The organism is Sinorhizobium fredii, assembly GCF_002944405.1.
Taxonomy (GTDB): domain Bacteria; phylum Pseudomonadota; class Alphaproteobacteria; order Rhizobiales; family Rhizobiaceae; genus Sinorhizobium; species Sinorhizobium fredii_C.
Genome location: NZ_CP024309.1, coordinates 1 through 21,104 on the forward strand (window position 1 = coordinate 1; position 21,104 = coordinate 21,104).

Annotated in this window: 17 protein-coding genes and 5 pseudogenes; 11 read left to right on the forward strand and 11 right to left on the reverse strand. The window is 58.9% G+C overall.

Annotated features, from left to right (window positions below; all coding sequences use genetic code 11):
• Positions 1–99: 99 nt before the first annotated feature.
• The 6 genes and pseudogenes from NXT3_RS33305 to NXT3_RS21245 all read left to right on the forward strand — a co-directional run.
• Positions 100–589: pseudogene (locus tag NXT3_RS33305) on the forward strand (transposase); the annotation flags it as partial.
• Between the two features lie 258 nt (positions 590–847).
• Positions 848–955 (forward strand): annotated as a pseudogene (locus tag NXT3_RS33310) (IS5/IS1182 family transposase); the annotation flags it as partial.
• A gap of 5 nt (positions 956–960) precedes the next feature.
• Entirely contained in the window at positions 961–1,299 is a 339-nt protein-coding gene (locus NXT3_RS33315; protein WP_104840351.1) for a hypothetical protein, read from the forward strand.
• Between the two features lie 932 nt (positions 1,300–2,231).
• Positions 2,232–2,312, forward strand: a pseudogene (locus NXT3_RS33320) (type II toxin-antitoxin system Phd/YefM family antitoxin); the annotation flags it as partial.
• Between the two features lie 59 nt (positions 2,313–2,371).
• Positions 2,372–2,495: pseudogene (locus tag NXT3_RS33325) on the forward strand (type II toxin-antitoxin system Phd/YefM family antitoxin); the annotation flags it as partial.
• A 9-nt stretch (positions 2,496–2,504) separates the two neighbouring features.
• Positions 2,505–2,931, forward strand: a pseudogene (locus NXT3_RS21245) (hypothetical protein); the annotation flags it as partial.
• A gap of 678 nt (positions 2,932–3,609) precedes the next feature.
• Here the strand turns inward: NXT3_RS21245 and NXT3_RS21250 are convergent.
• Positions 3,610–4,527 carry a recombinase family protein gene (locus NXT3_RS21250; protein ID WP_104840352.1) on the reverse strand — a complete coding sequence of 306 codons (918 nt, stop codon included), beginning with the start codon at positions 4,525–4,527 and terminating at the stop codon, positions 3,610–3,612.
• 422 nt (positions 4,528–4,949) lie between these two features.
• Between NXT3_RS21250 and NXT3_RS31755 the strand changes: the two genes are divergently transcribed.
• A complete protein-coding gene (locus NXT3_RS31755; protein WP_158665382.1) occupies positions 4,950–5,306 on the forward strand; it encodes a DUF6283 family protein in 357 nt (118 codons plus the stop codon).
• A 73-nt stretch (positions 5,307–5,379) separates the two neighbouring features.
• Here the strand turns inward: NXT3_RS31755 and NXT3_RS32085 are convergent, their stop codons facing one another.
• Positions 5,380–6,528, reverse strand: coding sequence for a site-specific integrase (locus tag NXT3_RS32085; protein WP_199773384.1), 1,149 nt, complete (start codon positions 6,526–6,528; stop codon positions 5,380–5,382).
• A gap of 125 nt (positions 6,529–6,653) precedes the next feature.
• Here NXT3_RS32085 and NXT3_RS21260 point away from each other — a divergent pair, with 125 nt between their 5' ends.
• From NXT3_RS21260 to NXT3_RS21275, 4 genes are all read left to right on the forward strand, one after another.
• Positions 6,654–7,607 (forward strand): DUF1403 family protein, encoded by a 954-nt coding sequence (locus NXT3_RS21260; RefSeq protein WP_104840353.1) that lies wholly within the window; start codon positions 6,654–6,656, stop codon positions 7,605–7,607.
• A 2-nt stretch (positions 7,608–7,609) separates the two neighbouring features.
• Positions 7,610–8,302 (forward strand): SMC-Scp complex subunit ScpB, encoded by a 693-nt coding sequence (gene scpB, locus NXT3_RS21265; protein WP_104840354.1) that lies wholly within the window; start codon positions 7,610–7,612, stop codon positions 8,300–8,302.
• A 327-nt stretch (positions 8,303–8,629) separates the two neighbouring features.
• On the forward strand, positions 8,630–9,766 hold the full coding sequence (locus NXT3_RS21270; protein ID WP_199773390.1) for an RHE_PE00001 family protein: 1,137 nt from the start codon (positions 8,630–8,632) through the stop codon (positions 9,764–9,766).
• Positions 9,767–9,954: 188 nt separating this feature from the next.
• Positions 9,955–10,527, forward strand: a complete 573-nt coding sequence (locus tag NXT3_RS21275) for a sce7726 family protein (protein ID WP_158665383.1) — start codon at positions 9,955–9,957, stop codon at positions 10,525–10,527.
• Here NXT3_RS21275 and NXT3_RS21280 read toward each other — a convergent pair.
• From NXT3_RS21280 to NXT3_RS21325, 9 genes are all read right to left on the reverse strand, one after another.
• Complete coding sequence (locus NXT3_RS21280) at positions 10,524–11,657, reverse strand: beta family protein (RefSeq protein ID WP_158665384.1); 1,134 nt, start codon at positions 11,655–11,657, stop codon at positions 10,524–10,526. The genes NXT3_RS21275 and NXT3_RS21280 overlap by 4 nt on opposite strands.
• A 130-nt stretch (positions 11,658–11,787) precedes the next feature.
• Positions 11,788–12,813 (reverse strand): hypothetical protein, encoded by a 1,026-nt coding sequence (locus NXT3_RS21285; protein WP_158665385.1) that lies wholly within the window; start codon positions 12,811–12,813, stop codon positions 11,788–11,790.
• A gap of 176 nt (positions 12,814–12,989) precedes the next feature.
• Positions 12,990–13,469, reverse strand: a complete 480-nt coding sequence (locus NXT3_RS21295) for a hypothetical protein (protein ID WP_158665386.1) — start codon at positions 13,467–13,469, stop codon at positions 12,990–12,992.
• A 302-nt stretch (positions 13,470–13,771) separates the two neighbouring features.
• Entirely contained in the window at positions 13,772–14,743 is a 972-nt protein-coding gene (locus NXT3_RS21300) for an aminotransferase (RefSeq protein WP_104840361.1), read from the reverse strand.
• Between the two features lie 124 nt (positions 14,744–14,867).
• Positions 14,868–16,076 carry a helix-turn-helix domain-containing protein gene (locus NXT3_RS21305; protein WP_104840362.1) on the reverse strand — a complete coding sequence of 403 codons (1,209 nt, stop codon included), beginning with the start codon at positions 16,074–16,076 and terminating at the stop codon, positions 14,868–14,870.
• 77 nt (positions 16,077–16,153) lie between these two features.
• Positions 16,154–16,864: a hypothetical protein gene (locus NXT3_RS21310; protein WP_158665387.1), complete on the reverse strand. Its 711-nt coding sequence runs from the start codon at positions 16,862–16,864 to the stop codon at positions 16,154–16,156.
• Positions 16,865–17,105: 241 nt separating this feature from the next.
• A complete protein-coding gene (locus NXT3_RS21315) occupies positions 17,106–18,527 on the reverse strand; it encodes a hypothetical protein (protein ID WP_104840364.1) in 1,422 nt (473 codons plus the stop codon).
• 27 nt (positions 18,528–18,554) lie between these two features.
• A complete protein-coding gene (locus tag NXT3_RS21320; protein ID WP_104840365.1) occupies positions 18,555–20,108 on the reverse strand; it encodes an amidohydrolase family protein in 1,554 nt (517 codons plus the stop codon).
• 32 nt (positions 20,109–20,140) lie between these two features.
• On the reverse strand, positions 20,141–20,923 hold the full coding sequence (locus tag NXT3_RS21325) for a DUF5677 domain-containing protein (RefSeq protein WP_104840366.1): 783 nt from the start codon (positions 20,921–20,923) through the stop codon (positions 20,141–20,143).
• Positions 20,924–21,104 lie beyond the last annotated feature (181 nt).

Sequence of the window (21,104 nt, forward strand, 5' to 3'; positions counted from 1 at the left end):
GCGCGAGCGGTAAGCCTGTTTGCGTCGCAAGAGTTACAGCTGTAACTTGAGGCCTCTAGCATGCTGTTGATAAAGGTCCCTGGTTGTTTGGAGTCGTGGATGCGCGGCGGCGACGTGAGGACGGGTCAACTCTTCAGCTATGTCGATCTGGAGGATCGTAGTCGACGTGATCATCCGCTGCGAGATCGGGCGGTCGTCGATCGCGCCTGAGAAGCTTATGCGCGCAATGCTTTTGCAAGCCTTCTTTTCGATCCGTTCTGAGCGCCTTTTCATGAAACGGCTGGAAAATGACCTTCAGTTCCGCGGGTTGTCGACACCGGCGTTGACGATCCGGCTTCGGACCGTTTTGTGTTTTCGAAGAACCGTGACCGTGGCTGGAAGGCGAAATTCTGAAAAGTTCCAGGGCGCGATCCTGGCGCAGCCCGAGGTTAAAGCACTGCAGTCAACGGACCACTTCTCTGCCGATGGCACGTTGATCAAAGCCTGCGCATTGATGAAGAGCTTCGATGCTGATGCGCCTTGGGCGAACTCCCGTCGGAACGCCGGTCGGAATGCGGGAAGCAGACTTCACGGCACAAGGCATTCCAACCCTAAACGACTGATCAACGTGCAAGTCTTTACTGGAAGGCACTGAAGGAAAACCGCCACAGTTGGCTGATCGAAGCGTCCCTGACGGAGCGCTAGCGGGTATGCCGCGCGGCTGCGGCGCTGCAGATGATCGAATCCTTTGCTGACCGGTCACAAGCGATCGCTGGGTGACGACAAGGCCCCCGACATAAGTCACTTCGTTTGAAAATTTGCGGTCGAGGAAAGGCGACGCCCCCAGGTGGCGCAGAACCTCCATGGTCGCCACTCGGCCGTTGACGAGTGCACGAGACGCCATGCCGGCTATAGGTTCACCTTGCGCGTCCGTAAGCGCATCGACGAGGCGTTCGGCTGGATCAGTCGGGGCGGGGCAAGATGAAGCTCCGTGTCCGCGACAGCGGCGGATGGGCCCTCACTTTGGTGACCGCCGCTTATAGTCCGTTGCGGGTACCGAAACTGATGGCGGTGCCGTCATGGGCGGGGCTTAAAACTCGACCGATTGGCCGCTGGCGGGTCGCGGAGGCCGACCATTGGGATCGGGACTATCTCTACCTGGTTGAGCCTGCCGCAATAGCTTTCGGCGGCGATGCAAGCGACTCGATCTCGGATCACAATGGTCTGGGTTTGACGAAATGGACGAGCTTCCGCGCGACGTTCATGCCGATTTGCTTCGACGATGACTCGATTGAGATGCTTCGCGTACGGCAATGGTAACGAGGCCGTGCGGCTAGACCAGCCTGCTGGGTCGCGCTGGAGAATATAGGAAGCTGCAGGAGTTACAGCTGTAACTCCGAAAGTCTCGTCTCCTCTGCCTAAAATAGGCTCGAGTACCTGCTCCCAGCAGCACGATGCGCTTTTGTAGTGCTTGCGATAACGACGGCAAACAGTTCACCGAGCTGTCGAAAGAATCGACGTCTGGCGTCGTGAATAGCCCATCGACAACTGACCCCAGAACCTGGGTGAAGCCCGCGGTAAGGAACGAAAAGGACATTACAGCAGCGGTCATATAACCTTCTATGCAGACCCCGACGGGGAGACGATGTTCGGGGCCAGATCGCCAGCAAAGGTCTGACGCCAAAGCTGCTAAAGTTCTTCTTTGCGCACCATATCAGCGGATCGCACTAGCTCTGACAATGGGATCCATCGCTCGAATGGCGATTACGACATGTGCAGGACGCCTGCTTCGAGGCGTAGCGTCAACGTGATTGCTTCATGACTTCGGGGACGGAAGATCTCAGAAATCGGCCATCCCGCAATGCTTCTATCTGGGCTGGCATGACGTGTTCCGGATCGGCTTCCCACCGGCGCGGGTCCCTGATGGACGACTAAGCGAACAGCAGCGGCCTTCGCACCAAGCCTCAAGATAGCTGAGGCCCGAGGCGAGCGCCCCAGCGTGTTTTCTCCCATGCCGCCCCCTAGGTGCTTGAGCGTCGCGACGTCACCGTCGACCGGCAGCGCGGCCAGCTAATCTAGTCGCCCCGTGCGAACGGCAGGATGTCGTCGAGCCGTCGAACTCTTCGGCGCGGCAATGCACCGCTTGGCTGTTCGGATCAACCGCCTTAAGGCTATTGATCCTCTCGTCCAGTTTCCGGTGTTCCTTCCGAGTTGCGGAAAATCCGTATATTCCGGACAATAGGAGTGTTGATATGACGTCGACTGTGACCGCTGCGGCTGTTTCCGAGAAATTCGGGGCTATCAGAATGCCGCCGTGCGCGAGCCGGTATTACCAAGAACGGCCGGCCACGGACCCTGCTGCCTCCGAGGACTATCTGCCGGCTGTCGCAGCGCGCCCGTCGAAGCGACCACGGAGCTGAGCGACGCCGAACTTGCCGCGGTCGAGAAGTCCGAAATGGAGTCGGGTCTCGATCATCAATGCCGAACTGTTGACGGGCAAGCATGCTGCCGACTGAAATCAAGATCTCTGGCACTGGCAACATCTCGAAGGTCGTGAGGAGGGAGATAAAACGGCCCTGCCTTGTGCTGGCGCTGCTCACGCCCCTCGAGGATGGCATGCCGATCGTGCGCGTGCTGCCGATTACCCATACGCCGCCGGCCCGATCCGACGAGCCGATCAGATTCCCGCAGGCCATCGAGCGCTGTCACGGCCTTGACGGCGAGCGCTCCCGGATTGTGCTTTCGGAAAGCAGTCGCTTTGCCTAGCCGGGACGGGACATCTGGCCGGCCGACAGCGGCTATTTCGGGCCGCGTCCCGCAGCGCTTGAAGCGGGCGAGGGCCTGCGGGGCGACAAAGAGATATTCGGTTATCTTGGGTTTTCCATAAATACGCTAATGTCCTGGGCGAACTCGTGGGACCCTTCGGCTTTTGGAATGAAGTTTGCGTGGTGAAAAAAGTTACGCCCGAGATGATCGAAGCGGCCTTGGGGCAACGGACTTTGCGGTCAACGCGACTTCGAGGCGCTGGATGAAGGCAGCACTTGTCGCTGCATTGAGCGCTTTGAAAGTCGAGCCGTTTGCTCGGGACTCGAAGCACGCGGACGACGACGAACAACCCTCTACCGGTTTTCGCAAGGTGAGCTGAAAGTAAGGTGACGAGCAAACCGCTATTTCGCCTGAGCCAGATCCGCAGTTGCGCGGCACCAGTCAATGTGACGATGCACCACGAAGGCGCGGGCTGGAGAGAAGTCGTCGCAGCGAACGGCGAGAGCAGGGTGTCCAAGGAACAGATCAAGCCACGCAATGACCGGTTTACCATGTGCATGCGACGACGCCATGGAGGGCCGAAAGGGCAGCTGAGACGCTGGAATGACGGCTGCGGTCCAAGTTGGGAGGTTTCGACCGCAGTCTCCACCAAGAATTTCCATTGAGGGTCGCTGCAAAGATGCCCTAGGTGCCATCGCCGCGTTTAAAAAAGCGGTTCATTTCCGCTAGGTGCCTCCCATCGAATTCCGGAAGAGGCGAGCTGCCCGTTTCCAAGCGCAGGCTTCTGCCGGGCGCGGAGGACCACCGTTTGGCCGGACGAAGGCCACACTCGGACGACAGCTTGGTCGCCTCATGACCAGGCACTCAGGACCGAACCAGCCCGAAGCGGCGCGCCTCGTCCAATAGCGCCCTGACGGAAGACGGCTGCCATTTCCTGCCGCCGCCTGGCGGCCGCTCCTGCATCCGGTCCAATTGGGCGGCAATGTCGCGCAGCGACAGATCGGGATCGGCGATCGCGATGCCAGCAACCAGCCGCATCAGATAATGCTCGGGTGGCCGACGCGGGGATCGGCTGAGTAGTTCCGGGTCCGCGAGCTTTTCGCGCACCATCCGATGAACCGCCCGACGCAAGCGCTCGACCGTCCAGTCGTGACCTCGACGATTGAGAATACGCACGACATCGTCCCAGCCGTGCCGCGGCCGCAGCTGCCGTACGATCGGCAACCATGTCTGTGCCGACGCAATCAGTTCATCGAGGTAGGCGCGCTCGCGCGCTGCGGAAACCGCGCGGATTGCCTCCGGTCGGCGTTCCCGAAGCCCCGGATTGCCGGCAAGCCTGCCGCGAGCCTTTGCGGCCTGCATGCCGGACTTGGTTCTCTCCGCAATCAACGCACGTTCGAACTGGGCGACAGCGCCGAGCACCTGCAGAGAAAACATGCCTTCCGGTGTCGAGGTATCAATCGGATCGTGCAGCGAGCGGAAATGCACCCCTCGCGTCACGAGGTCCTCGATGACCTCGAGCAAGTGGCTGACCGAAGGCGCCAGCCGGTGCAGACGAACGACGACGAGCATGTCGCCGGCGGCAAGATCCTTCAGCAGCTTCGCAAGAACCGGCCTTGCCCGCCAAGCGCCCGACCGGTGCTCCTGGTAAATCCGATCGCAGCCGGCGGCGCGCAGCTCGTCGACCTGGGCGTCGTTGAGCTGGTCGGCCTTCGAAACGCGGGCGTAACCGATAAGCCTTTTTGGCGGGGAAGGGGGAGCGAGATGCGAAACTTTCGTCATCGGTCTTTAGCGGCCGTTTCAAGGTCTGCCTGTACAGAAATGAATGCGTCAGAAAACGTACCTTTGCAAGCGTGTTTTATGACCTAAATGGAAGCCCGCCTGACTCGAAATGCCCGTGCGGATGACCCATGGACCATAAGCGGTCGCAAAATCGCGTCAGCGGGCGTCTGTGGCGGAAACGGCGCGAAATCAGCTGTTTTGGAGGGATCGGCCTTCCGCTCTGCCGTTTTGGATGGCCCATGTGGCTTTTACTTCCCGATCTCAATTGTAGCGCTAAGCTGAAAAACTGGCGCCGAACTTTGACCTAACGGATTCACACGGAGCAGGGGAGGGGAGTTCGAAATCGTTAGGCCCGATAGATGCGTGTTGGACGAATGCGCTCACAGTTATAAAACTGGCTGCCTACAACGATAGGATTCGGGATGAGCTGGAAGCTGAGGCGGGTTAGGCAGTGTGCCAAGTGCCCTTGGAAGGTGTCGACGAACCCTCATGATATTCCGGGTGGCTATAGCGAGGAACTGCATCAGGCTCTTGTCCGCACCATCGCCGAGCCGGGATCGCTAGACAGCAGAGGTCATGTCATGGCTTGCCATGAGCATCCCCCAGGGGAGGAAGCCCACTGTGTCGGCTGGCTGATGAATCAGATCGGGCCCGGGAACAACATCCCTTTGCGTCTTCAAGTTATGTCTTGCGAGAACATTGAAGCGGTTATGTTGGAAGGCCCGCAGCACGAACGGTTTGAAGATACGCTGCCGAAAGGCGACGCGGCAGTTGGATAGGTGTCACCTGCTGCGATCGCCGAAAGGCTAGATTGGCGGCCGCTGCACCTTGGCACAGCTCTGATTTTCGCCATTAGAGTCCCGACGCCTTGGTGAGGTTGACGCGAAAGCGGTCGCGCCGGCGCTGGTATTTGCGGGTCATCTCGGCGCTGGCATGGCCGAGCTGCTTCTGGACATAACGCTCGTCGACCTCGGCCGAGGAGGCAAGACCGGCGCGCAGCGAATGGCCGGAGAATTTTTCGGCTCGCTCACCCTCGCTGAGGTCGCCACGAATGCCGGCGGCCAATGCCGCCCTCTTGACGAGCCGCGCGACCTCGCGGTCATTCAATCGATCCGGTCCAACATCCCTCCCTTGGTCGCGGACGCGGCGGAAGAGAGGACCCTTTGCAACCCGGGCAAACTTGATCCAGCTTTCAACGGCGACGACCGGGCAGGTCGCATCCGATGAGCCGCGGCCAATCTCGACCTCGCGCCAGCCGGTCTTGCCGCGCAGGGTGACGAGCAGGCCCTTGTCGAGAATCTCGACCCAGCCGCGGCCGTCTTCGGTCTGGTCGCGACCGCAATCCAGTCCGACGATCTCCGAGCGGCGCAGGCCGCCCGCGAAACCGACCAACAACATTGCCCGATCCCGCATACCGCGCAGGGTTCCCCGGTCAAGCGTTTCGAGCATGGCGATCAGGTGCTCGGGCAGCACCGCCTCCTTCTGACGGGGAGGGGCGGCATGGGTGTTGCGAATGCCGGCCAGAACGGTGGCGATGTGGCGGTCCTTGCGGTCGAGTTTTTGGTCGCCGCGCTGGGCGCAGTTCCACGACAGTGATGAAAGGCGGCGTTCGATGGTCGAGACGGAATTGGCCTTGGCGCCGCGCTCCGCTGTCCCGGACGCGAGAGCCGTGATGTAAAGCCCGACAATCTGCGGATCCGGGGGGAGCGGCGAAAGGTTCTGCCGCCTGCACCAGGCTGCGAAGTGCTTCCAGTCGGAGGCATAGGCCTTGCGGGTGTTGGCGGAGCTGGAGGCCTCGACATAACCGCGGGCCCGATCGGCGAGGCGCCGGAGATGCGCCGGCAGCGCTGCGGTCGCCTCCGCAACAGGGGAGGGGAGTGACGCGCTGTTCTCGGCCGACGGCTCGGCCACGGAAACATCGTTGTCGCCGGCCGCGCTGTCAGACGGAGCAGAACTCTTCTCGACGTGCTTTTCGCTGTTTTGCTCGATGATTTGGCCCATTTCTCATATAGTGAGCAAAACGTCCGATAATGCAACATTATCAGACGTAAATCTTTGCCGACGAGCTGTGCGGTTATGGGCTAATTTTATGGCATAAACCGCACGCTTGCGATAAGGTTGCTGACATGGATTCGCTCGCTCCACAGCCGATATCGTCGTCCCTTCCACCCGCCCAGCTACCGTTCTGGGCCATGCCACGCGGCCGAGAGCCGAACGAGCTCGACGCCGCCTTCACCGCCGGCATCGCCCTGAAATCGCTCGACGATCTCGTCCGAAGCGAACCCGTCTGGGCCGGCTGCTGGCGCGCCAGGCAGGCGCTGAAATGCGCTGCGGCCGCCGTTCGGCTGATGGGTCGAAACGAGGACGAGGCGGCGCTTCGCGACGCCGTGCTTCTCACCGCGCCGGGAGGCGATCCCGGCCCCGCCGGAAGGGTGCTTTTGGCCTTCGAAAGGTTGTCCACACGCAAGGCCGCCATTTCCTCGAAGGCCGTGGCCGAGCTGGCTGATCTGCTCGCTCTCGCCTGGGACGACCGGCTGGCGGCGGCCGTCGATCATGTCGACAATGCCCTGCAGTCCGGCCGCGCCGGGCCGTTTGCCGCGGCGGACCTGGTGAGCGCCATCCACGCCGCCCGTCCGGATGCCGAGCCGCTCGCCTGGGCACTGGCCGATGCCCTGGTAGCCTCCATGCTGAAATGGCCGTTGCCCGTACCGCTGCTGATGGGCGAACGCTATGGATCGGCTTTCCGGACGCTTGGAGGCAGGGGTCGCGTGCGGCCGGGCGAGACGGCCTTCCCCCGCGCCGTATGCCTGGCCCTGGTCGAAGGTACAGGTGCTGCGCTGCGTGCGGCCGGCGAAATTGCCCGTCGCGCGGAAAAACTTCTTGCCATCACACCGAAGGTCCGCACCAAGGGCGCCGAGACCGTGATCCGCAAACTGCTCGACGAGGATGCCGCGCCGGGCGTCGCGCCCGGCGCCAATCTCTCCCGTTGGGCCAGCACACGGCTGTTCGAGCGGCTGGAAGGTTTCGGCGCGGTTCACGAACTGTCCGGGCGCTCATCCTTCCGGATTTATGGATTGTGAGCATGGCCGGAACCAGACCCGCAAACACATCCCGCAGCGAAAGAAGGAAGGCCGCGGATGAACGTCTGATTGATCGGGAGCTGGAGGACCTGCCGGCGGAGCTTCGCTGGCGTGAATGGATGTTGCGGGTCGAGGCCGTTATCTTCGCCTCGGCCGAACCAGTCGCCCGTGAGACCTTGGTGCGTGTGGTCGGTCGGTCCTGCAGCATCGATCTCTTGATTGAGGACCTGCGTGAGGAAATACGAACACGACCCTACGATATCGTCGCGGTCGCCGGCGGCTGGCAGCATCGCACCCGCGCCGCTTATGGACCGGTAATCCGAGCTTCCGCCGCCCCGACCCGTTCAGGGGCGGCAAGCCTCTCCGAATACGAGGCGGCCGTTCTGATGGCAATCGCCTATCTGCAGCCGGTAACGCGCGGGGAGTTGTTGAAAGTCTTCGGTAAGGACGTAAGCCGCGACACGATCGGATCGCTTCGCGACGCCGGGTTCATCGGCTCAGGGCCACGGAGCCCCACGCCTGGGGCGCCCTACACGTATGTGACGACTAAGCAATTTTTGTCGGTGTTCGGCCTCGAGACGCTGCGCGACCTGCCGGATCTCGAGCGGTTGGAAGATGCGGGGCTGCTCAGCCGGCAGGCGCTTGTACAGGACACCATCGCTGAGCCAGAGAGCCAAGCGTTGGAGGGTGAGTGAGTTTCCAGCTCTGGCAGCTTTCTCTAGGTCCCGATCGTCTTGCGTTGGTCGACCGATGTCGAGGACAACCATGGCTGTCATAGACTCTGAGCAGGTCGTGGAAGCATCTCAAAGTACGTTATAGGACTGCACTCGTTTAAGTCGGCCATAGAAGTAATAGAAGTAATAGAAGTATGTGTAATACGTTTCATGGTTCAGTGATATACCCATAGAATTACGATGACTATCGATACGAGGTACTTATCGCAAGTGAGACGCCGAACTAGCGGCCATATCCAGTGAGGAACACTAACTTTTAAATAGAGTTCGTGTAAGAAATCATTTACCATAATTTCAATGGCTTACGATTTTGCGAGATTGCCCATATCGAGCTTGATGGACCCGGCTTTTCGAGCCGGCATAGAGTTGACGCGTCTCGACGAGCGCATCGCCCGCTCGCCGGTCGGACAGGGGTGGATCGAACGATCGCACTTTGCCGACGCCTGCGCCTCGCTGTGGATCGACGGCGAACTTGTTCACCTCGAAGACCTCGTCCTCCACGACGACACCCGCGATATTCGCACACCCACCCATGAACTGACAATCGCCCGCGACGCGCTGCGCACCCGGCGGCGCATTGCGGCGCAACCACCGGTCTGGGCACTGTCGCCCGACGGCATTCGCACGCTCAGGCAAACCTCGGATGTGACATCGGTCAGCGCCGATGATGCTGCGCGGGGCGCCGCCGCCAAGCGGCCTGTCGCTGTCGAGCCGATAGGGGAGGGGGACGATGCTGACAGTGGCGAAGGCGTCCCCGGTGTCGACTATGCGGAAATCGATGCTGTACTGGCCCGGTCGGAAGCGGCGATCGAGAACGCACGGTCCGGACGGGCCGGCGCGCAAGAAAAAGATCCCGTGATCTACGATCTTGACTGGGACGAGGACGAGCGGCTCGACGAATGGCGCGGCGTCCTGCGTCAGGCTACTGATCTGCCGGCGGTGCTGCAGGCCATTGTCGCCCTCGATGCCTGGAACGAGATTGCGGTCCTGCAGCATGCGCCCTGGCTAGGCCGGCTGTTTGCCGCCGCAATCCTGCGCGAGGCCAGCATCACGTCAGGCGCCCATCTCGCCGCCATCAATCTCGGCCTGAAAACCATTCCCGTCGATCGGCGCCGGCATCGCGACCGGGAGACCCGGCTGCTCGCCATCGCCCACGGATTTTTGGCAGCCGCCGAGATCGGATTGAAAGAGCATGACCGGCTGGCGTTGGCGCGCACGATGTTTCAGCGAAAACTGGAGAAGCGTCGGACGTCGTCAAAGCTGCCGGAGCTGGTTGAGCTCGTCATGGCAAAGCCGCTGGTGTCGGCCGGGATGGTGTCCAAGACCCTCGAGGTGACGCCGCAGGCGGCGCGGCGGATTGTTTTGGAACTGGGCTTGCGGGAGATGACCGAGAGGGGGAGGTTTCGGGCATGGAGTATTCTTTAAGCACGTGCGGGCGGAATAGCTGTGGGGTCTCAGGTTCGGCTTTGCCACATCGAAGCCCTCAATGAGAGGGGCCAAAAAAGGCCAGTGTCGATAGTCCGAGGCGCGGAAGCCTCAGGTCTCAATCTTTTTTTCGTCCTTTCGGTGGTCGTTGAAGGTTTCTTTAAGGATTGATAACACGCTCATCGATGATGAAACAGGTTAAGATACTCACCAGTACGGACGCCAGCATACGGACGCCACTGCTTTCGTGGTTGCGGCAGCAGCACCCTGACCATTTGACAGCAAAGATGCTCGAAGAGTTTAAGATGCCGCGGCCGTCGGCCCGCATCGACGTCGCGCTTGTCAACGGTGAAATGGCTGGCTTCGAAATTAAAAGTGACCGAGATACCCTGAACCGGCTGACTGTCCAGATTCCAGCGTTCTCCAAATTCTTTGATAGAGTGTCACTCGTTACCACACCCCGGCATTTGAAAGATGCAAAATCCAAAATTCCGGCTTGGTGGGGGATTGTAGTGTTTGGTGACGACGGCCGATTTAGGGTCGTCCGTACATCAAGGCGCAACAAGAACGTCGATGTCCGAGCGCTACTCTTTGCTCTTTCAAAAAAGGAGCTGATTCAGGTGGCGCGAATGGCCGATGCGATTCTTGCGACGACTCTGAGAAAAGAGACGATGGTGGAAGTTCTCACCTCGACCATTGCGTCATCGGTAATCTGCAACCTCGCCCGAGAGGTGATTAAGATCAGAACGACGTGTTGCTAAAATTCGTCTGCGCTAATTGCCACGTCTCGCGCATACCGAATTTGCCGATGAATGTGCATGTTGATTTTCGCTCCATGCCAAAACCGCGCAGAGCCCGAAGCGTCCAGATTCCCGACGGCAGCGGACTTCATTATTGAGCTTCCCCAGCACGCAATCCCGTCATCAAAATAGGCGTGTGCCATGACCGCCTTTGAGCCGTCAATCCAGCCTTGTGTATCTTGAGCGTTTGCGTGCCGATATACGATCCAAGACTCGGGCAAGGCATATACTACCTGAGCTTTCCAATCGCCCGGCATGTACGTCGATTGCTTCTTAAGTCGTCGGTTGGCGGCATAGTCGCCGTATGAAAAAGGAAACCCGGTGCTGGCTTCTCTCCATAGTTCCCAAGAGTAGGACTCGTAAATTTTCGTTTCTGTCTGGCTGGGAAACGTGTCGTTCAAACATACGGCCGACAAGCTTAGTACCTGCGAAGCATCCAACTCTTCGACTACACGAGCGACGGCCTTCTTGGCGAATTCAGCTCGCTCCGCAATCTGCGTCCGACCCTGACCGCAATCGACGATAAGGAGCAGCTGATCCGCTGAGTCCAAGAATGCGATAATTTGTCCGATGATCGGAAAGATGTCGTCGCTACACTCCTGTGTGACGCGAATGGCTAGCCTTTCAAATCCGGCCTTCCACAGTTGGGCGGCTTGGCGAAGGATGCTTTTCCCCTGGGTTGCCGGGTCGGTGAACTGGAGAACAGGCACTGCGTGCGGGAAGGCGCTAACGCATGTCCTCCATGCCGCAAATCCATCGACGGGCGAGAGCAAGGCAAGGAGCTCGGAATTGTAGCTGTCTTGAGCGTCTTGAAGCTTTTTTATTTTGGCGTGATCCGCGTTCTGTTTCGGCACAAACGCAGTAGGAGCGCGGTCTTTCGACAAATCTAGGATGAATGGTCGCGAAGCGAGAAGTCCTTTGACCGCTTGAATCGTGTCTCCAAAAGACGCCTCATTTTTTGTCTGGCTGAGTTCGATAATAGGGAGGATTGCATCCTTGTCTTCGTCTGATAGTTCCCGATAACCGATATGCTCCGGCTCGGAGCACTGAAGGCAGGGGTAATACTGATACTGACTGAATTCGATTGTCACCATCAGCCTCATCGATTGCGAATCATCTTCCCGCACGAAGTTTACGCCGAAGTTCCATCATCGCGAGCCGAGGCATACGCAAGCACAACTAATAAATCCAACTCGGCTTGGGTGCGTAACGGTTAACGGTTCAGAACTGGTGCACAACAGATACATTTCGACCCTCGATGACGAGGTCGTAGTCGTCTGATTGCCGGGGAGACCGCGGATAGCCTTCCGGTGTCTCCGATACGGCAAGACGAAAACCGGAAGCGTCGAGCCAGCGGATCCGCTCTCCGGATCGCACCGGAATGACGGCATACCGTCCCGCTCTCCCGTCGGTTCCTGACAGAGCCGCCGCGATCGGAGCACGCCTGGGCGCATCAGCCTGTTGTATCGTTAGCGTTCTCGACCAAGCGAGAAGGTTGCTGGGGTCAATTTGATCCTCGCCGTCCCAAAGGATCAATTCGTCATTGAGCCATGCGATGTACCGGCCGCGCATCACCTCGGCCTCGGGGCGGGATTTTGCTATGCCGAGAGAAAGGGCAAAGGCCACAAACGGATCGAGCGTTCCCCATCGCAGAAGTTCCTTTGCCCAGAAGGCAAACCACGGCAGACCTGTCGTCGCTTTCCAAGTGTCGATCGTCGGGGTCGCGAGAGCATCACCGGCACCTTGCGTCCATGCTCGAGCAACAACTGCGCCTATGGCGACACCGAGTCGGAATTCGAAATTGTCCGATGTGAATATCTGCCAGGCGCGAAGGTCGCGCGGCTCAGGACCCTCAGCCCCCGGGACACCCATCCACCAGCGCAGGACCGCATGCCAATTGCCGTACAGGGTTCGGCCCATCTCGGTGTCGCGGACAGAAAATCCGTAACCGCCGTCGTCCGCAACCATCTCGCCAAGCGCGACGAACACGCCGAGCCGTTCTTCCGGTTGCATTGTACCGTAGCCTGCGGCCTCCTGGAGGAGGAGCAGCATGGCCGCTGCGATCTCTTCGAAGCGGCGGCCGACGTGCGGCGAATAGCCGTAGTCATAGAGGCGTTTGCGCTCCTCAGGATCGGGATAGATGGTCTCAACCATGCCCCGGCCGCGTTTCACGAAAGCCTGCTCCATCCAGTCTTCGGTTGCTTGCGCGACCACCGTGAAGGTTCGCTGCCACAGCTCGACGAGCATCGCCTCGGCACCCGCGGGCGTGGTCTCGGTCGCAGCGATCGCCGCGGTCTCTTCAATTGCCGCCAGGATCGTTGCATCGAGCTCATCAAGGCGGTCGGCCAGACGCGCAGGCGCCGACGCGTTTGCCTGACCGGCATAATCGGAAACATCCCCGGGCGCAGTCGCGGCGATCCAGTCTAGGAATCGTCGTTATCGATGATCCCGGGCAGGCGCATCACCTGTTCCTTTATCGCATTTAGCAAGACGGACAGCGGGCTTACTGTGTCGCCATCACCGACGGCGTCCGCTCGGAGCCTGGTCAAGAGGTCGTCATAGTCCTGGCGCCGGTCCCGCACCTGCCTCTGCTGCGTGGCTATTTGCTTGGGGGCTGTCGTTGAATGCGCGACCGGCAGGGCGATCAGGGTGAAACCTTCCATCCCCTTCGCCGCGCCTGGTCGACCAGCGCGGCCGGACAGATTACGGAATTCGGCGGCTGACATCGGGTATTCTTCCTGCCTTTCCGTCGCCACGTTGAAAATCGTGCGCTTCAAGAGGGGCAGGAAGATCATGTCGAACGGAAGATTCACCCCTTCGGTCAGCGTCGCGGTCGCGACCGTGATCGGGCAGATTGACCGATCGATCAACGCGACCATCAGCCGGCGAAGGCGCTGCGGCATCTGGCCATGCGACCTTGTCGCGTGCTCTTGATAGCCATTCGAGAAGCTCGCCTGCCCTTCGGAATGCAAAGGAAGCCTCCTCCGGATGTCCCTCTCCCACCGTCGACAAGACTTTGCCAGCACGGATCAGGTACCGTGCCTGCTGGAGGATTGTATCGGAGTCACGGTCGACCCACTGGATCGTCTCGACATTCCAGTCCGTTTGCAGGCAACGCACGAATGAACGTGCCTGCAGGGCGCTCAACGTCGTTTCCTGAGCGAGGTCGCTCTGTATGGCGCGAGCGAGGTCGACGCGTTCCTGGTCAAACTCCGGCAAGAACCTGCTCCCTCGCCCACAGACCTGCATAAATTGCGTTTATCAGGTCGTCACCATTCGAGAAAAGCAGCTCCACGATCTGCAAATCCCGGCCGGCCGTATATTCCTCCGGCACAGCTTCCCACGGTATGAGCGAATGTTTCGCCTTACGAGTGGGTGCGGAGCCACCCGCCAGAAGGATCAAATCTGTGCGCTCAACGGGATCCGGGTTGCGCCGTGCCAGGATGCGATCGAGCGAAGCGATCACCCGCGCGTACTTGTTCGGCTCACATTCTTCGAGGATCGCGTGCAGCTGCTCCAAGCCCAGCGGGACGGCAAGCGCTCGATTGACTTCGTACCAAACACCCCGGCCATTATGGATACGATTGTTTGGATCGGCCGGGTCGACGATTTTTTCCCCGAGCATGACGCTATCCACGACCGACTGTCGCCAGATGCTCCGCCATTTCGCCTCGCCGGCGATGAAGCGTGTGACCCTTCCCTCCTCATCGACCACGATCGCGATGAAGTCATCACCTTTGCGCCCGAGGACCTCGCGCGTGCGCGTGGGATCCCGGCTGAGGGTGTAGATGTATTGGCCGGCGTCCTCGTGATTGCGAAAGAGAGAGACGGGGATCAGGTATTCGTGTTTACCGATAAACTCATAGTTTTCCGAGACCATCCCTGACATCACTTCGCCAAAGAGACCCTTTCTGGCGATGAGAGGAAGTGATCCGGGATAGTGCGCGTCGCAGCCAGCATCACCTTCGTCCGGATGAATACTGATGCGAGCGAGCTTGTGGAAACACTGCCGCGCGTCAAGATGCGCGGATTCAAAATAGGGAACAAGATCAGCCCCGATCGCAGGATCGGTTTCCGCCTTCTCTTCAAGAAGCAAATGGCCAAAATTTTCGACCTCGCTCGGGTAGCCCGTTAACCAGTTGTCCAGCGCGTCTTTCGGAGGAGGGGCGGTATGCATTATGTCCGTTTCAGTTGCTCGTTGTGCAACTCTAGCGAAAGTCATGCTCGTGCGCTAGCGCGAGACCGCGTCGAGCAGACCCATTAACCCCGCGCATTTTGCGCCTTAGAATTAGAGGAACGTATCAGCGCCTTCTATACGGGAATGGAACGACTTCCCCCGGGCCGATCGAGCTTCGTGGCGAGTGATCACCACTAGCCTTCAGAGTGACAACTTCAGCAGCTTCCCTATCGAACCAGCCCCGGGGTAAGCCACACAATGTCTCAATATCTGTCGCTGAAACAGTAAATTCGGTGGCCAAGAGATCGGTTTTGCCTCTGACACCATTCTCGACGATCAGAGTTAAACTGTCCCGTAGCGCCTTTGGAGCTGTGACATGCCAATGCTGATCAAGGGGTTCGCCTTTTGCCCAGCCTTTTGCCGAATAGAGTTTATACAGTTGGCGAGAATAGTCATCGGGTATGATCTCGAGATCGGAGAGCCTCTTAATCTGAGCCTTAATAGATACTCTCCAACGCTCCTTAAGCCTGGTCAACATGGCAAGTGACGGATGCTTCACTTCATGAGGGTAAGTCGTCGATGGCAAAAGCAGAGCGCTCGCTAACCGGAAAGCCTGCTGCTCGATAATGCGAAGGTTCTCCTCGAACTCGGATTCAGAAACATTCTTGTGAAGGACCGCATGAGCCAGCTCATGGGCAGCATCCATTTGACGGCGAGGGAACGACATCTTGTCGGTGGCGAGCAAAACATGAGGACGATCATCGACCGGGGACCAGCTACACAGACCGTCGAGCTTCGTCGTATTCATAGGGATAGTCGCAACCACAATGCCCACGCGTTCCATCAATGCCACGACATCACCGCAGGGCCCTTCCCCCAAGTTCCAATGACGCCGGAGCTGCAGCGCAATGTTCTCAATGTCGTCATCGCGGAGGTCGGTATACCGACTGCCCGAAAGCACGTCAGGAATATCAACGTTAGGAAGATCGACGTAGTGACTTAAGACGTAGCTGACTTCTTGAAGCCAATGCATTTGGGCCTTTTGGTAGTTGAGATCCCGAACAAGGGTACTCGCTAGTGATCGCAAAAAAGTCGGCCGCTCGCTGGCGAACGGTGGGCGCAGAAAAAACTCCGGCCGCACGTCAAGCTCGTCGGCAAGGCGGATGAGAGTCGAGTAGTCTGGGCTCTGATCGGCAGTCTCGTCTTCCCAGCGCGAAACAGAGGTAGGACTTACGCCCAGGCGCCGTGCAAGAGCCGATTTGGTTGTGACGCGTCTTGCATCGCGAGCTTCCGTCAAACGGGCGGGAATAAACCCTGGTGTGCCAATTCTCATTTCCTTGAATCCAACAAGCTCCGTACTTGTTGGTACGGAGCATCACTCTTGTCGCAGGTTTTAACTAACAGGCGACTTTATTCACCTGTGCCGTCACCGGAGTCTTTATCTTTTCGGGTCTCCGGCGGAACGAACAGCTTCCGGGCCGGCCGGAGTTTGACCACGCTCCCACCGCCCGGCGAGTCTTGGGGATCGGCGGGAGGCATTTCCGGCTGCGACCCATACCCACCCAAAAACTTCTCCAGCGATTCATAAAATACGAAGTCCTTATAGTCCGAACCAATGACGCCGATTGCGATCTCCTCGATCATTCCGGCGCGTTCGCGATCACGAGCTGTTAGGAACAATGCGAAGATATCCGTCGGCTGTGGACTTTTGTCGTCCATGAAAAGGCTGGACTGAAGGCTGACATTCAGAGTTACGCCGGCCGCGCGTGACATATTTTTCGGGGGGATCTTTTTGCGTTCCGGCATGGAAGCGAACCCCAAAATAACGCCGGTCTGAGGTCCAACAAATCTGGCGAAAGGCTGAAAGACCTTGAGATTTGTTCCGACCATTACGCCGTCAGTAAGATACCCGCCGTGAAGCTGCACCACCTCTTCGTAGCCCTGCTCCTGCAAACGAAAGCGGATCTGCCCCTCGGCTTCCCGGCTGCGTTTCGGATTCAAAGCGAATTCTCGTTGCACGACGTTATTGGCCTTCAATGCTTCAGCGCGAAGCCGATCTTCAAGATCCAGCAAAAGATCTTTCGGCAACGCATCGAGAATGGTTTGGCGAACGTCGATCATGCGAATCCCTTTCGTGATGAGGGAAACGATATCCAAATTTTCGCGTTTTGCAAGACTGGGCAGAAATTTATCGCGGAAAGCAGGTTTTGCTTAATCCTGCACCGCGTGCTGCGCGAGATTGGACGGTTCGGGAGATGCAGGGCGTTTGCTCGGATGATCGATGACGCAGTGGTGAGGTTTTCTAAAGATTGCGACATTTCGAACTCCGCCCGGCAACTTCAGGGCATCACCACGCACGGTATCAGCTTTTTCCGAATGAAGACGCGTCAGTGCGATGCTTCTTCGCGTCTATAAAATCTTCCAGCGTTGGGGCCGGCTTTTCAGCGTCGGTGATCAATGTCTGCGACCACAAGATCGAAGCTTCGTAAACGGAAGTGCACTGCCACTCGCCATCTGCCTCAAACCAGTGTTGCCCTTCCGGCAGCAATTCGAACGGCACAGGATGGTGGGCAAAGGGGTTGTGAATCACCTCGATTTCGGCGGTCCAGGCTTCATACCGATGCGGCCAAAGGTTGCGATACTCGTCGCTCGTGATGTCGAGGCAGAAGGGGATGCCTTTCAGTGCGCCGGGGGCCCGGTCGAAGAATTCTCCCATCCTGGTATAACGGTAGCCGGCTGGCGCCCCCGCGGCGGAGATCGGAACCCGGTTGAGCTTGGCTATTGAGCAGGCGTTGGAAAAAATGACTGCTGAGAGTTCTGCATGCCGATCATTTGCGAACAGACCGGTCGGAAATCGGGCTGGGCCAAGAAGCGTTTCAGCTGGCATCGGCACAGCTTCCAGCCGGCCGCCGATCTCGGCCACGGTCGCGCCAGATCCCTGGAGATAGCCGATCAACCCTTCACGGCTCCACATCATCGATCCAGACGCGTGGAAATCGGCGACCGCCAGGATTAAGGGTTTTCCAATAACATGGGGAAGCTGATCATACCGTCTCGCGAGCTTATTGCCGATTGTCTTCGCAAAGCGCAAAGCGGCGCTGCCAAAGAAAATCTCCTCCCTGTCCGTCGGTATCTCCGCGAAAGGCGCATTGACGTGATTGTAGGGCAACGGCGCATTTGCCGTGACTGCCTCGACCCAAGCTTCGCCGCCAAGGCGGCTCTCGATGCGAAAATCGGGCGACTCGAACGGCTGCTCGACCAGCAGCCCTTGTTCTCGAAATGAGGCGAGGAGCTGAGCCTCCCAAATGCGCGTGTGAAAATTGGTGGTCTGGCAGTCGCTGACCCAATTGCGGTCGGGCCTTGGCAGGGCGAGATAGAGTTGGTTCAGCGCCCATGCGGCTGGCCGACGCGCGGCAGTTGCCAGCAGTCGAAATGAATCGCTTGGCTCACGATCCTTGAGATCAAAGAGTGGCGGGTGTGCGACGACGCCGGAGGGGACAGGTTCCGGCGGTATCCCCTCTGCCAGGGAGGGCTCTAAAGCTTCGACTGCCGCATCCATTGAGCCGAAGCCGCTCCCTCGCTCGGTGATCGTCCAGACCGAGTCCACGCGCCGGCGCATCACAATCGTGCCAAACGTCTTGGTGGCGACGTTCCGGGTGACAATCCCGCAGGCGAGGCCGTCCGACCCACCCCACGCTCCGACGGGAGACTCGTCGCCGAAACCGTGGCCGCGGGGGAGCGACAATGCGTTGAAATCGAACTCCCACTGCGGGATTTTGCGCATTACGTCGCCTTCGGCTGTTCGGGCCGGCTAGAGGGCTTGCTTCACATAGGTCGGGAGGTTGATGTTAGCTTTCAAAGCGGTGATGAAACCAGGATCGTCAACGGCCGTGATCGGCGACATAGGCAATGGTTTCAACACTGGCGCCGCCGCCTTCATAATGTCCTGCAATGTCGAGAATTGCTGATCGTCTTCCAATTCGAAATCGATTGTGATCGCATCTCGCTCGATCGCCTGAAATCCCATGATAGTAGGCGAGGGAGCGCTTGCGGCGAGCTCAGGCAGGTGCGCCAGGCCGAACGTCAACTTGGCGATTGCGGTACCAAGTGAAAGCCCGGCAAGCGGATCGTCGCCGGCTTCGGTCAAATCGAGGACGTAGTCCTTCCCGCCGATAACGATCCGTTCCTGTTCCTTGGCGTTGAAGTCAAGGAATCCAAGGCGACCGTGCCGGGGCGTTCCATTGATCAGAACGGCCAGGACCTCATTTTCTCGTGCGCCGATGAGCTGCGCGTAGGCATCGCCCGCGTCACCGTCCAGGATCAAGAGGTCGGCTTTCAGTCCGCGTTCTATGCTACCAACCTGGCCCTGCCAGCCAAGCATTTTCGCGGGCGTTGATGTCACCATCCGTGACAGATCTTCCAGAGAGAATAGGCCTCCCAGATGGTCGCTGACGATGCGTGCAATCTTGAGCTCGCCCAGGAGGTTCTTGCTTCCGCTTGGTGACCAGTCGGAGCCGAGCGCGATCGGGACGCCCGCAGCCTTTGCGGATGCGACGTCGGCTGTCTTTCCATAAAGGAGGAGGTTGGAAAGCGGTGACCAGACCATCCCGGCAGCAGCAGCGATGCGTTGAAAGTCCGCGGCCTGCAGCCCGGTGCAATGGATGGGGATCAGATCCGGATCGATGGCCCATGTGTTGGGAATGTATTCGAGATCGAGGAAGCGCTGGCGTGCGTCCTGATCGGTTCCTTCGCTGAGGTGATAGAAGAAGGGGCGATCCTTCTGAAGCGCCGGGACGAGGTCCGACGCGATCTGGGCTGCCGTATAGTCTAGTGTCTGGCCGCCGGCGGCTGGGAAGGCAGGGTCGCGCGGTGCTTCGACATTGCGGGTGAGACCCTGGTACCATTTCGAGCCGCCGCCTCGGCTTAGTCCTTGCGTTGTCGTCGTCCCGCCAAGCAGCGACCGGCATTCAACGAAGCGCGCGATACTGCGCGGGTAATCGACATCAACGTTGCCGCCGATGACATTAGCGGGGAGGGAGATCGAAACCTTGTAATCGGGTTCGTGCTCGCGCCACTGATTTCGGTTGGTGTAGGTCTTCGGGACGTTCCAGAGGGGCAGGAAATTGTAGCTCAAGTGGTTGTGGAGCTCGATGAGGCCTGGGTAGATCGTCCCGTGGGTGTCGATCGGCGTAATGCCAGCGAATTCATTGGGAACATGACCAGGGTCGGCGACGACGGCGGCAATGCGGTCGGCTTCGATGCAGATCGCGCCATGGGGGTAGATCGTGCCGTTCCCATCCATCGTGACGATGCGGCCGACGAGAATCTGTCGAACGCCGTGAACTGCTGCAATGAAATTTCCCATCTAAACTCCCCCCAGAGACTGAATTGAAATTTTTAGGCGTTCTCATCCTGCTGCGACGGTTGGTCGGCGCGGTGCCGTTCACTTGCCAAGGCCCGGTAGCGTCGAAGTAGCGTCTGAAATTCGACCCAAACGCCAGTTTTTGCTTTGATCTTCATGATGAGCAGAGTGGCGATTGTCATAGAAATGCCGAGCTCGGTCATCGTGCGGTGAAACTCGTCGTCATCGAGCGCCGGATGAAGGGTCAATGTTGCCGATCCGGTTTCGGGATGCTCGATATAGTGCCGGTTGAGGGCGGTGACACTCACGTGAGCCGCGTCCCCGGAAATATCGCGATAGCTGCGATAAAGCCGATCGAAGTCGCTGCCCTCCAGGAGCGTACCGAGTTGGATTGCCTTCGCGCCCTGAAGCCCTTGATCGACAAATTCCTGCAGCTGTTGCCTGACGTCGTCGGTGCCGCTGAACGTGTTCGCATCGAGATGAAGAGCAGCCCGCGAATGCCGGCTCTTGAAGTCATCGTCCTTCATTTTTGCGACGAAAGCGGGATTTCGGTCTAGCGCGATGAGGTACATCGTCGCCTCAAGGACGCCGCGGGAATGGATGCGAAAATCAAGCTGTCGGTCGTTTTCGAGCAGGAGCAAGGCGCCCTCGAACAGCGTCAGCGCTCGGGCGTACAGCGCCATTTTGAGCGCAATTAGCTCCCGCTCCTCGTCTGAGGCAACGTCGACTGGGTCTTCCGAAGTAAAGCGTCTGGCAGCGTCGACATAGTCATTCATCCAGGCAAGCCATTGCGATGAGCGCGATCGCTGTTCGGTCACGGATGATAGCTCCGAAAAAATTGGTATGGCTGAAGATTCCTGGCAGAATTTCGCGGGAGCGCGATGCCATCGGCAGGCATATAGGAAAGGCAAAGAGTGTTGGATTTCGTCTTCTTGTGGGCGAATTCAGTTTTCACGTCGCGGCCCCGATTCTCATTGAGGTATTTCATGGTAGATGAAT

Bases quoted from the DNA above. Each gene is read 5' to 3' on its own strand.
- NXT3_RS21260 (WP_104840353.1), top strand. From the start codon at position 6,654: ATGGATTCGCTCGCTCCACAGCCGATATCGTCGTCCCTTCCACCCGCC.
- NXT3_RS32085 (WP_199773384.1), bottom strand. From the start codon at position 6,528: ATGGGCCAAATCATCGAGCAAAACAGCGAAAAGCACGTCGAGAAGAGT.
- NXT3_RS33315 (WP_104840351.1), top strand. From the start codon at position 961: ATGAAGCTCCGTGTCCGCGACAGCGGCGGATGGGCCCTCACTTTGGTG.
- NXT3_RS21310 (WP_158665387.1), bottom strand. From the start codon at position 16,864: ATGATCGACGTTCGCCAAACCATTCTCGATGCGTTGCCGAAAGATCTT.
- NXT3_RS21250 (WP_104840352.1), bottom strand. From the start codon at position 4,527: ATGACGAAAGTTTCGCATCTCGCTCCCCCTTCCCCGCCAAAAAGGCTT.
- NXT3_RS31755 (WP_158665382.1), top strand. From the start codon at position 4,950: ATGAGCTGGAAGCTGAGGCGGGTTAGGCAGTGTGCCAAGTGCCCTTGG.
- NXT3_RS21295 (WP_158665386.1), bottom strand. From the start codon at position 13,469: ATGCCGCAGCGCCTTCGCCGGCTGATGGTCGCGTTGATCGATCGGTCA.
- NXT3_RS21300 (WP_104840361.1), bottom strand. From the start codon at position 14,743: ATGCATACCGCCCCTCCTCCGAAAGACGCGCTGGACAACTGGTTAACG.
- scpB (WP_104840354.1), top strand. From the start codon at position 7,610: ATGGCCGGAACCAGACCCGCAAACACATCCCGCAGCGAAAGAAGGAAG.
- NXT3_RS21275 (WP_158665383.1), top strand. From the start codon at position 9,955: ATGAAACAGGTTAAGATACTCACCAGTACGGACGCCAGCATACGGACG.
- NXT3_RS21305 (WP_104840362.1), bottom strand. From the start codon at position 16,076: ATGAGAATTGGCACACCAGGGTTTATTCCCGCCCGTTTGACGGAAGCT.
- NXT3_RS21315 (WP_104840364.1), bottom strand. From the start codon at position 18,527: ATGCGCAAAATCCCGCAGTGGGAGTTCGATTTCAACGCATTGTCGCTC.
- NXT3_RS21285 (WP_158665385.1), bottom strand. From the start codon at position 12,813: ATGCTCGTCGAGCTGTGGCAGCGAACCTTCACGGTGGTCGCGCAAGCA.
- NXT3_RS21320 (WP_104840365.1), bottom strand. From the start codon at position 20,108: ATGGGAAATTTCATTGCAGCAGTTCACGGCGTTCGACAGATTCTCGTC.